Source organism: Paenibacillus cisolokensis (assembly GCF_018403665.1).
In the GTDB taxonomy this organism is placed as follows: Bacteria; Bacillota; Bacilli; order Paenibacillales; family Paenibacillaceae; genus Paenibacillus_AH; species Paenibacillus_AH cisolokensis.
This window is the reverse complement of sequence record NZ_BOVJ01000189.1, coordinates 1-11267: the sequence shown is the minus strand read 5'-3', so window position 1 is coordinate 11267 and position 11267 is coordinate 1. Positions and strand designations below refer to the sequence as shown.

General features: G+C 56.7%; 11 protein-coding genes and 2 pseudogenes. 8 read left to right on the top strand and 5 right to left on the bottom strand.

Going from position 1 to position 11267, the window contains the following annotated elements:
• Positions 1–190 (top strand): hypothetical protein (locus PACILC2_RS22985; RefSeq protein ID WP_213531093.1); only part of this gene is annotated, 190 nt, incomplete at its 5' end.
• On the opposite strand, the gene PACILC2_RS22980 is transcribed toward PACILC2_RS22985, so the two are convergent.
• Positions 162–1085, bottom strand: coding sequence for a phosphotransferase family protein (locus PACILC2_RS22980; RefSeq protein ID WP_213531091.1), 924 nt, complete (start codon positions 1083–1085; stop codon positions 162–164). The genes PACILC2_RS22985 and PACILC2_RS22980 overlap by 29 nt on opposite strands.
• Positions 1086–1327: 242 nt before the next feature.
• Between PACILC2_RS22980 and PACILC2_RS22975 the strand changes: the two genes are divergently transcribed.
• Positions 1328–1636, top strand: a complete 309-nt coding sequence (locus PACILC2_RS22975; protein WP_213531089.1) for an MGMT family protein — start codon at positions 1328–1330, stop codon at positions 1634–1636.
• Positions 1637–1726: 90 nt separating this feature from the next.
• Here the strand turns inward: PACILC2_RS22975 and PACILC2_RS22970 are convergent, their stop codons facing one another.
• The 4 genes and pseudogenes from PACILC2_RS22970 to PACILC2_RS22955 form a co-directional block, all read right to left on the bottom strand.
• A complete protein-coding gene (locus PACILC2_RS22970) occupies positions 1727–2341 on the bottom strand; it encodes a DedA family protein (protein ID WP_213531097.1) in 615 nt (204 codons plus the stop codon).
• A gap of 195 nt (positions 2342–2536) precedes the next feature.
• A complete protein-coding gene (locus PACILC2_RS22965; protein WP_062489916.1) occupies positions 2537–2851 on the bottom strand; it encodes a PadR family transcriptional regulator in 315 nt (104 codons plus the stop codon).
• Positions 2852–3185: 334 nt separating this feature from the next.
• A pseudogene (locus tag PACILC2_RS22960) lies at positions 3186–3965 on the bottom strand (alpha/beta hydrolase family protein); the annotation flags it as partial.
• Positions 3966–3970: 5 nt separating this feature from the next.
• Entirely contained in the window at positions 3971–4876 is a 906-nt protein-coding gene (locus PACILC2_RS22955; RefSeq protein ID WP_213531087.1) for a stalk domain-containing protein, read from the bottom strand.
• A gap of 130 nt (positions 4877–5006) precedes the next feature.
• On the opposite strand from PACILC2_RS22955, the gene PACILC2_RS22950 reads away from it, so the two are divergent.
• The 6 genes and pseudogenes from PACILC2_RS22950 (at position 5007) to PACILC2_RS22925 (ending at position 11126) form a co-directional block, all read left to right on the top strand.
• Positions 5007–5876, top strand: coding sequence for a sugar phosphate isomerase/epimerase family protein (locus tag PACILC2_RS22950; protein WP_062489918.1), 870 nt, complete (start codon positions 5007–5009; stop codon positions 5874–5876).
• A 26-nt stretch (positions 5877–5902) separates the two neighbouring features.
• The gene (locus PACILC2_RS22945) at positions 5903–6646 is read left to right on the top strand and encodes an aminoglycoside 3'-phosphotransferase (protein ID WP_213531086.1); all 744 of its coding nucleotides are present in this window, start codon (positions 5903–5905) and stop codon (positions 6644–6646) included.
• A 187-nt stretch (positions 6647–6833) separates the two neighbouring features.
• The gene (locus PACILC2_RS22940) at positions 6834–7193 is read left to right on the top strand and encodes a metal-sensitive transcriptional regulator (protein WP_082655008.1); all 360 of its coding nucleotides are present in this window, start codon (positions 6834–6836) and stop codon (positions 7191–7193) included.
• A gap of 271 nt (positions 7194–7464) precedes the next feature.
• Positions 7465–7665 (top strand): cation transporter, encoded by a 201-nt coding sequence (locus PACILC2_RS22935; protein ID WP_213531085.1) that lies wholly within the window; start codon positions 7465–7467, stop codon positions 7663–7665.
• 119 nt (positions 7666–7784) lie between these two features.
• Positions 7785–10128, top strand: a pseudogene (locus PACILC2_RS22930) (HAD-IC family P-type ATPase); the annotation flags it as partial.
• Between the two features lie 50 nt (positions 10129–10178).
• A complete protein-coding gene (locus PACILC2_RS22925; RefSeq protein ID WP_244863776.1) occupies positions 10179–11126 on the top strand; it encodes a DUF8832 domain-containing protein in 948 nt (315 codons plus the stop codon).
• Positions 11127–11267: the final 141 nt, after the last annotated feature.

Here is an 11267-nt window from a genome sequence, read left to right as displayed (position 1 = left end):
TTTTCGCCAAATAGCGATTGTCAGATTCGTTAAAAAGATAACGGAAGCTCATATATCCGATAACGCCCCGCCGCCGAGCAGCGAAGACACGTCCGAAACCGGAAAAACAGCGGCATTGAATAAAACGGTCTGGCGGTATCGTAACACGCTCCCTAAACCAGCTAAACCAGCTCCAGCAGATCGCGTTTGACCGATTCATACGAGATGCGGTCGCCTTTCTTGGCGTAAAACCGCAGCCCGTCGAGACCTTTGAACAGCAAGGCGCACTGCAGCCTCTCCTCGAAGCGGGGGATGTCCCGGCCATCGCCGGCCCAAGTGTCCCGCACCAGCCGGGGAATTTGCAGCTGCGGGGTCCACAAATGCTGGATGGCAAGGTCGAACACGAAGTCCCCGTACATGGCCATCTCCCAGTCGACGATACCGGTAATGGCGCGGCCGTCCGACAGCATGTTGGCAAGATGAAAATCGCCATGCACCAAATAGCGCTCTTGCGGCGAAGCGTCCGCCTTCTCCATCATGATTGCATACAGCCGGTCGAATATGTCGCGCTCCAGAAATGTCTCCTCGAACAGCGCATACCACCCGTGCCAAAAGCCGGTTTGTTCCTCTTGGAAGAACGAAGCGAGAAAGGCAGGCCAGCTGTCATGCGACCCGCCCCCCGAAGGCGCGATCCATCCGTAGCCCGATGTATGGGCGGCGGGTCGAACTTCGTTGATAGCGGCAAACTTGCGCACCAGATCGGGCAGAATGGCCTTCACCGTATGCTCCTTATAGCTGATTACCGATTGCCCGGGGGCCTTTTCCGTGATTTTGTAAAAGATGCCATTGACCTCGCCGATCTCGGCAACCCGCGGAATCGGAATGTACGGGGAGGAGACCGTTTCGTACAGATAGCGCTCTTTGTCGAAGCCGTCCCGGCTGTCTTTGAAATGAACGACATATTCGCCGGCGCCATGCCGGAAGCTGAACACTCTGCTGATTTCGCCGTGCTCGATCGGCGTTACCTCGGAGACGGCGCTGCCGAGCGTTTGCCGCAGGATGTCGGTAGCCTGATTCGCGTCCATTTCGGGTTTAAACGATATCATTCGTCCGGTCACCTCCGTGCCGCTTGGAAGGGATAATGAAAGGCGCTTGCCGTCGCCATGCAGCTTCCTTTCTGAAGGGTTATGCTATAATGGGGGTGCTGCTGCACGCTGTCAGCGGATTATCCGGCGCAGCTGTGCTTGATTTTCTCCATTGTACACGATAAGCGTTTTGAACATAACACTTTTCCGTAATACTTTTCGCATCAAAATCGCAATGACGAGGTTTGCAGGAGGGGGAGCGAGTGCAGCCGTTTACGATGCGCGTCATCGAAATTATCAAGCAAATTCCGGAAGGCCGCGTCATGACGTACGGTCAAGTGGCGGAGCAGGCCGGAAGTCCGAGAGCAGCCCGGCAGGTCGTTCGCATCCTGCATGCGATGAGCCGCGCGCATCGGTTGCCGTGGCATCGGGTCGTCAACGCCAAAGGCCAGATCGCGATCAAAGACATCGAGGGCCGGGAGATGCAAGAATTGTATTTGCGCAGCGAAGGCGTCGAAGTCGATGTCGACGGGTCGATCGATCTGGATAAATACCGGCATGTGCCGGAATGAGGCGTTCCGCAGGAAATCGCATTTTCCCGGTATACACGGCAAAAGCCGATGCTTGCCTTCGGGGCGAGATCGGCTTTGCTTTTCATGTTCCTATTTTCTTTTGAGCATTCTTTTTCTTATCCACCAGACGATGACGGCAATGGCCGCAATGGCGATTCCGGCGTAAACGAAGTTCGAGTAGATGTCCATATATTCGACAATCGTTTCCCACGATGCGCCGACCCTGGAGCCGACATAGATGAGTACGGCATTCCAGATGAACGATCCGACAGCCGTCAGCACGATGAAGACGCCGAAATTCATTTTGGCCATACCGGCCGGGATCGAAATGAGACTGCGGATCAAGGGGATGAACCGGCAGAAAAAGACGGTCCACAAGCCATATTTGGCGAACCAGTCGTTGGCCTTGTGCAAATCCTCGGGCGTCAGCCGCAAAATATGTCCCCATCGCTTGACGATCTTCTCCAGACGCTGAATATCAAGCAGCGAACCGATCAAGTACAAAATGACGGCTCCGAACAGCGAGCCGATCGTCGACGCGATCATAACGCCGGGAACGCTGAGACTGGAATACGTCGTCATAAAGCCGCCGAAGGTCAAGATGACTTCGGACGGGATCGGCGGGAAAATATTTTCAATTGCAATGAGAAGAAATATGCCCATATACCCGAACTTCTCCATCACTTCCGTTATCCAATGTTCCATCATCGTTCTCCTTTTTCGATTAGATCGGTTGGTCAGATCCGATGCAGCTTTTTGCAGGCGACGGTATCCATCGCTTTATAGACGATGAACAGCCCCATAAAGCTTGCGCCAAAGGCGAATGCCGCGCTCTCCACGAAAAGCGCAAGCGGCGGAGCGGTTCGAAGCGGCCCTCAGAAGACGAGCGCGGCGGCAGTGTTACAGAAATCGGTCAATGACGGCGACCGTCTGTTTCCAATCCGCTATATACTTATGCAGCAGCCTCGTCCCATCATCCGTAATCGAATAATATTTGCGTCTGCCTCCGTGACTGACGTCTCCCCAATACGATGTAACGGCCCCTTGTTTCTCCAGCCGCTTCAAGGATAAGTAGAGCGTCGCTTCCTGGATTTCGAAGCTGCCGTCCGTCCGCTCCTTGATCGCCTTCGAAATTTCGTACCCGTAATTTTCTTTCTCCGCAAGTATTGAGAGAATGAGCAGGTCGATGGTCCCTTTCAGCATCTCGGTATTCAAAGGCGGCCTCCACAATCATCCGAATTTCAAAAGACACGGACTATCATAATATAAATTACTTAAGATGACAAGGTACTTGTATGCAGTACTTTTGGCACAAAATGATTGGGAGTTCGGATGGAACCGGGAAGCGACAGGCGACGCATGAGACGCAAGATACGCATGAGACGCATGAAACGAATGAGGCGAAAGATACGCAAGATAAGCATGAGGCGCAAAAACGGCCCTCCAGGGGAGGACCGTCTAGCGGTTAAGAGTAATGAGATAATACTTAAGATTACTTGGTAATGCTAAATAATACTTTCGGGTTTGCTGTCCGTGTATTCTTGTGTTTTCATTGCTTCAGCACCCAGCCGGCAATATCGTTAATGACTTCTTGCGAAACGTTGCCCGGTACGTTGTACTCATCAGGCGTATTTTCGCCCTCCCCTTCGTAATCGACGAAGAAATGGTTCAATCCGGGGTACAGCTTGAACGTCACGTTCGGCTTGCCGCCAAGCAGTTCGCGCCACAGGACGTAGTCTTTGTCCGGGTACACCTGGAAGTCGTCTTCACCTTGCAGCACGAGAACCGGTTTGCTCAGGCGGTCCGCATAGCTTGCCGGAAGCTTGCTGTCCATCTCTTTCAGATAATAAGCCGGCAATCCGAATACGGTTGTCGTCAGCGCCTCCTGCATGCTCATGTCCTGGAGCCGCTTGGCCTTCGCATATTCCGACTCGATCCATTGCTTGGTTTGTTCCTTCTTCGGGTCCTTGTCGTCCATAGCGGCGACAAAGGCGTTATTCTGATCGTACAAAATGTCGGCCAGCGATCTCGGCGAGCCGGCCAGCAGGATCAATCCGGCGAAATCGCCGCCTTCGGCATCGATTCGGGGCGCGAGAATGCCGCCGAGGCTGTGCCCGATCAGGTAGACGCACGTCGGATCGATCCGCGGATCTTCCTTCAGCAGCTTGGCGGCGGCAATGGCGTCGTCCACCGTCTCTTCTTTCACCGTAATTTTCGCCGCCTGTTCGGGCGTCCACTTATTCGCATGCGCGTAGGTCCGCTTGTCGTAGCGCAAAACGGCAACGCCCTGTTCGCCAAGCCCCCAGGCGATATCCCGGAACGTCTTGTAGCCGGCTACCGTTTCATCGCGGTCATGCGGTCCCGACCCGTGAACGAGTACGACGGCGGGAACCGGTCCTTTCGCGTTTTGGGCAGCGTCAGCGTGGCGCCGAGCGGATAATCCGTTCCTTCCCCAATGACGGTCTCTTCTTCGACGACGCTTGCCGGCGCCTTGGCGTCATCGCCGGTCGTCACAAACTGCGCATACAGTCCGGTCAGCTGTTGCCGATCGTTCACCGCCAGCGTCAGCTGCACATTTTTCAGCTCGAAGTTCAGAATGGCGGTGATAAGGGTATTCCCTTGCGATTGCTCCGCGCTTACGCTTTCGATCCCCGTATAATCGCCGGCCTGCTTGTGGATTTGCTCCCATACCGGCCCCAGTTCGGATTCCGGTACCGCTTTCTTCAGTTCATCGTCAAAGTAGCCGTACAGTTCCTGATAGCGGCCGGATTCCAACAGATCGACCACACGCTCCGCCAACTCCTCCGGCGTCAAAGCGGCGTTTCCGATCGATACCTCCAGCTTGTTCGCATCAAGCGACGTCGGATAGCCGAGAACGTCCCGGAAGAAGGACAGCGGCACATAGATCCGGTTATGCTTCGCCAGGGACGCTTGTCCGAACGAGCGCTGCTTCCCGTTGACGGTCGCGGTGCTGCTGCCGAGCCGGAAGACGACGGACGTATCGTCTCCGGAGAGGCGCACGGTACCGGACGCTTTGTCGAACGCGATTTTCAGGCCGAGCGGTCCGGAGGCCGGCCTGAGCGGCAGCATCAGGACACCGCCGTTCTTGTAAGGCTGCGCGTCGGGGAAGACAACGTCTTTTCCCTTTACGCTTACTTTCACGCCGTTCGCCGACGCCGTGAACGGCAGTGCGGCGAGCAGCATCGTGGCCGCCAAGGCGGACGCGATCTGTTTCTTCATACCGAAATCCTCCTTGCATAAATGTTGGAAAAGATGTGTAATAAACTCATACGCAACCGTTTAAATTCGGTTTCGTTAGCTTGAGGCGTTGCGTGCGGCAAGATTTCAAATGGGAAGGGAGATTCGGCATATGCGCTGCAAAATCGGCATGCGGATTCCGCCGCGTATCGGCGGGGAAGGCATCGAAGCGGCGGCGGCCTGGGCCGCGGAAGCGGGGCTGGATGTACTGGATGTGCACGAACTGACGCCGGAAGTGAAACAAGCGGTGGAGCGGGCGGGGCTGACCGTCGGGTCTGTCGACGCCGCCAAAGTCGGCGCGCTGCTCAGTCGGGACGAACGGAGACGGATCGAGGCGGCGGAGTCGGTCAAGCGGCAAATGACGGATATGGCGGAGCTCGGGGCGAGCGTCATGTTCATGTGTCTCGTGCCGGAGGATATGACGTTGCCGCGAAAAGAGGGGTTCGCGATCTGGAAAGAGACGTTCCCCGACATCGTGCGCCATGCGGAGCAGACGGGAGTCTACATCGCGATCGAAGGCTGGCCCGGGCCTGCGCCGCACTATCCGACGCTTGGCTGTACGCCGGAAATGTGGCGGGCGATGTTCGACGCCATCCCGTCGCGCCATTTCGGCCTCAATTACGATCCGTCCCATCTGGTGCGGCTCGGCATCGATTATTTGCGGGCGCTGACGGAGTTCGGAGAGCGCGTCCATCATTGCCACGGCAAAGATACGGAACTGCTGCATGACGAATTGTACGAGTGCGGCGTATTGCCGGCTACATTCGGAGCGAAATACGGCTTCTCCGAAGGCTCCTGGCGCTATACGATACCGGGCCACGGCGAAGTCGAATGGGGCAAAATTGCCGTTCGCCTCGACCGTCTCGGCTACCAGGGGGCGATATGCATCGAGCTGGAGGATCACCGCTATTGGGGTTCGCTGGAAGCGGAACGCCAGGGCATCGTGAAGGCGGCGGAGCATTTGTCCCGGTATTTTCGCTAAATCATAGGAATGGGAGACCGGTAATAATGGGACAAAACGAGATACGATTCGATCCCGGCTCCCTGCCGGATCGTATACGGGACTTTGTCAAGGGAGCCCGGGCCTATGACTGTAGCTTCTCCGAAGCGGCCGTCACGCTGCGGATTGAAGGGGAAACCGTCATGTATCTGAAGATGAACGGCCGGGGCGCTCTGGAACGGGAGTGCGGCATGACCCGCTTTCTGCATAGCCGCAAGCTGGGCCCGGCGGTAATCGCCTACTGCTCGGATGAGAATCGGGATTATCTCCTGACCGAAGCCGTGGCAGGGGAAAACGGAATATCGCCGGGACATCTTGCGCATCCCGAAAAACTGGCGGCTGCGTTCGGCGAGCATCTGCGATTGTTGCACCGGCTTCCGGCGGAGGGCTGCCCGTATCCGGGCCGAATGGCCGAAATGCTGGACAAGGCTGCCGCCAGCGGCCGGATCGGCCAGGCTGCGGCCCAGCTTGAACGGATGCGGGAGCGTCTGGCCGACGATACGGTCATCCATGGCGATTATTGTCTGCCCAATATCGTCATGGAGCGCTACGCGTTCCGGGGATTTATCGATGTGGGGGACGGAGGCGTCGGCGACCGGCATTACGATTTGCATTGGGGCTTGTGGACGCTTCGTTACAACTTGAAGACGGATCGGTATGCCGATACGTTCCTGGATGCCTATGGGAAAGAGGATGTCGATCCGGAGCGGCTGGCGATGTGCGCTGCGCTTGCCGACTTGCAGGCAGATTGAATGGCGGGACGTTTGGGCAGACGGAAGATGCTTGAGCGGAAAGGAAGGATCGGCGGGGAGACGGATGCATGCGGTTGTTGTCGGCGTCCTCTGCCTGTCGGCCCCGATCGACGGTCGCCGGGTCGTTTCGTTTGCTTGAATAGGGTATGGGGGTATGTTATAATGGCAATCAAAGGAGGCGAGTCGCATGAGCGCAGACAACGTGGAAATCGAATCGGCGAATGAGCGGTCGGCTTCGGACCCGGAATGCTGCTCCCACGAAGGAACGGCGCGGAAGAGCCATCATTCGGATAAAGTCAAGAACAGCCTGATCAACCGGTTGAACCGGATCGAAGGCCAGATTCGCGGCATTAAAGGGTTAATCGAAAAAGACACCTATTGCGACGACGTGCTGAATCAGATCGCTTCCGTTCAATCGGCCCTGAACGGCGTTGGCAAGCTGCTGCTGGAAAACCATATGAAAAGCTGTGTCGTCGAACGCATTCAGGAAGGCGACATGGACGTGTTGAACGAACTGATGATTACGATGAACAAACTGATCAAATAGCCTGCAACCGCCGTACGGTTTGCGCCAGTGAAGCAGCATCGCACGCTGCTTTTTATATTATAGGGTACAGGGGTACCGTAAAAAATAATTGACTTATATAGGGTAGAGGGGTATACTACATACGACGAAACGGATACGGCATGACCCGACATATGGATGGTTGACCGCCACCATGCGGCGAGCCACGCGCCGGGAGTCGAGCGCGGCGAAAAGTCGCCGGGAATAATGCCGGCCACGAATAAATCGGCTGCGATAAGAAAGGATGAGGAATATGACAAATATTAAACTTCAGGTAAACGGGATGAGCTGCCGTCACTGCGTCGTCTCCGTCGAGGGAGCGTTGAAGGATATCGGGGCGTCCGGCAAAGTCGATCTCGAAAACGGCACCGTAGAGGTGACTTATGATGAAAACCGGATCACGACCGAGCAAATCAAGGCGGCAATCGAGGAACAAGGCTACGACGTCGTATGAACGCCTGTACAAGTAAGGAGTGAACGGAAGTGGAAGCAAGCGCGGGGAACCATGACAGGCAAGCGACTTTGCAAATCACCGGCATGACTTGCGCGGCATGTGCCAACCGGATCGAGAAAGGCCTGAGCAAAATAGACGGCGTCACATCCGCCAATGTCAACTTGGCGTTGGAACAAGCGAGCGTGACATACGATCCGGCGAAAGTGGATGCGGCCCGTCTCGAAGCGGCGATCAACAAGCTGGGTTACGGCACGGTCAAAGAAACGGCTGAATTCAGGCTGGAAGGGATGACGTGCGCCGCCTGCGCGAATCGGATCGAGAAAGGTCTTGGCAAACTCCCCGGCGTAACGAACGCTTCCGTCAACTTTGCGCTGGAGACGGCTCGCGTCGAATACTTGCCGGGCGAGGTTTCGATCTCCGATATGCAGCAAAAAGTGTCGCAGCTCGGCTATAAAGCGATCGAGAAGCGGGAAGAACGCCCCGAAGACGACCGGCGTGCGCACGAAATCCGGCGCCAGAAACGGAAGTTTCTCGTTTCGGCCATTCTTTCCTTTCCGCTTCTATGGTCGATGGTCGGGCATTTCTCGTTCACTTCATGGATCTATACGCCGGATATTTTCATGAATCCGTGGTTTCAACTTATATTGGCCACTCCGGTACAATTTTATATCGGACAACCGTTTTATACCGGTGCCTATAAGGCGCTGCGCAACGGCAGCGCAAACATGGACGTGCTGGTCGCGCTCGGGACTTCCGCGGCTTATTTCTACAGCCTGTATTTGACGATCGACTGGTATTTGCAGGGCGGCAACGTCCATCACGGGCCTTCGCTGTACTATGAGACGAGCGCGGTGCTGATTACGCTGGTCGTGATGGGCAAATGGTTCGAGTCGCTTGCGAAGGGCCGGACATCGGAAGCGATCAAATCGCTCATGGGCCTTAAGGCCAAGACGGCGCTCGTCGTGCGCGGCGGGCAAGAGCTGGCGTTGCCGGTGGAAGAAGTCATCGTCGGGGATATTGTGCTGGTGCGCCCTGGCGATAAAGTACCGGTAGACGGCGAAGTGCTGGAAGGCGAATCGTCGGTGGATGAATCGATGCTGACCGGCGAAAGTCTTCCCGTCGAGAAGAAGCCCGGAGCTACCGTAATCGGCGCAACGATCAACAAAAACGGCATGCTGCGGATCCGAGCGACGAAGGTCGGCAAAGAAACGGCACTCGCGCAGATCATTAAAGTCGTGGAGGAAGCGCAAGGCTCCAAAGCGCCGATTCAGCGTGTGGCCGACGTGATCTCCGGCATTTTCGTGCCGATCGTCGTCGGCATTGCGGCAGTTACGTTTCTGGCATGGTTCTTCTTCGCAGCGCCGGGTAATTTCGCCGCCGCGCTGGAAAACGCGATTGCGGTGCTGGTCATCGCATGCCCTTGCGCGCTCGGGCTGGCAACCCCGACATCGATTATGGCGGGATCCGGACGCGCCGCCGAGCTCGGCATTCTGTTCAAAGGCGGCGAGCATCTGGAGCTAACCCATAAAATCGACACGATTGTACTGGACAAAACCGGAACGGTGACGCACGGGAAACCGAAGCTTACCGATGTGGCGGCGGAAGGCGACGAGACCGAATTTCTTCGCCTTGTCGGCGCGGCGGAGAAAAACTCGGAGCATCCGCTTGCGGAAGCGATTGTCGCAGGCATTCGGGAGCGCAATGTCGAGTTGCCGGAAGCGCAATCGTTCGAAGCGATCCCGGGCTTCGGCATTAAAGCCGAGGTCGAAGGCCGCAGGTTGCTTGTCGGCACCCGCCGGCTGCTTGCGACATACGGGGTGGAAGCCGCACATGCCTACGATGCGATGTCGCGCTTGGAGGAGGCCGGAAAACGGCTATGCTGGTCGCGATCGACGGCCGTTATGCCGGTATGGTGGCGGTAGCGGATACCGTCAAGGAAACATCGAAGGCGGCGGTCGGCAGGCTGAAAGAAATGGGCATCCAGGTCATTATGATGACAGGCGACAACGAACGGACGGCCAGAGCGATCGCGGCGCAAGTGGGCATCGAGCACGTCCGTACGGAAGTGCTGCCCGAAGAGAAAGCGGAGCAAGTGAGAAAGCTGCAGGCGGAAGGCAAAAGGTTGCCATGGTCGGAGACGGCATTAACGATGCGCCGGCGCTGGCGACGGCCGATATCGGCATGGCGATCGGCACGGGGACGGACGTCGCGATGGAAGCGGCCGACGTCACGCTGATGCGCGGCGATCTGGCGAGCATTCCGGACGCGATTTACATGAGCAGGAAGACGATGCGCAATATCCGGCAAAATTTGTTCTGGGCGCTCGGCTACAATACGCTCGGCATACCGATAGCCGCTGCCGGGCTGCTCGCGCCTTGGGTGGCGGGTGCGGCAATGGCGTTAAGCTCGGTATCCGTCGTCCTCAATGCGCTGCGGCTGCAGCGCGTCAACATTCGCCATTAAGCGACAGCAAGGCCGCTTGTTTTCATATTGAAATGGAGGTTTTCAACCGAATGAAACGAAACATGATATGGATCCCGGCGATTCTCATCCTCGTCCTCTTGTCCGCCTGCGGCAATGGAAACGGCCATAGTGTTCCGACAGGACATGAATCGGGCTCGGAAGAGGCCCATGAGAAGCATGCCGGCGGCCATGGAGGAGAGGATACCGGCAGTCATGTGGGGGAGCGTGCCGATAACCATGAGGGTGAAGACGGTCATGGAGCGCATGGCGAGCATGGCGCGCATGACGCGGACGAGCAAGCGGACTCCGGCCGCTTCCAGGCATCGTTCACGTTCGGCGGGGACGGCGCCGAAGCCAGCGAGAACGCCGAATTGACCGTGCAAATCACCGACCGTAACGGCAACCCGGTCAACGATTTTGACCTCAACCACGAGAAACTGCTGCATCTGATCATCGTCAACCGCGATCTGTCGTTCTACAACCATATCCATCCGGATTTCATCGGAGACGGTAAATTTACAGTCGCCACTTCTTTTCCGGAGGGCGGGGATTACAAGCTGTTTGCGGATTTCGTTCCGAAGGGCGAAGCCGGCCTGACGCTTAGCGACTGGGTGAACGTGAAGGGCAAAGCCAGCGGGCATAAGGCCGTAGAGGCCGATCCGGAGCTGGTGAAAGAAGTAAATGGCAAACAAATCGAGCTTGCCATCAGCAGCACGAAACCGAAAGAGGACGCTACGCTGACGTTCACCATTCGCGATGCGGAGACGAAGCAGGGCATTGACGATCTGGAGCCGTATTTGGGCGCCGTCGGCCATGTCGTCATTCTGTCCGCCGATGCGGAGCAGTACATTCATGTTCATCCGCTCGACGAGAAATCGACCGGTCCGGAAGCGCAGTTCATGACCGAGTTCCCGGTAGCGGGCCTCTATAAAATCTGGGGAGAGTTCCAGCATCGGGGCAAGGTGTTTACGGTTCCTTTTGTCGTCGAAGTGAAATAAAGCCGTTCGATTGGCGGGCTTAAGGAGCATGGTCGCGGGAAAGTTTCAGCGAAAATTCGGGGGCGAATCGGATAAGGGGCTGGCCGTTGACCGGCCCATTTTCATTAAAAGCCTGCAAAAGTCAGGCTGTTGAGAAAGTTC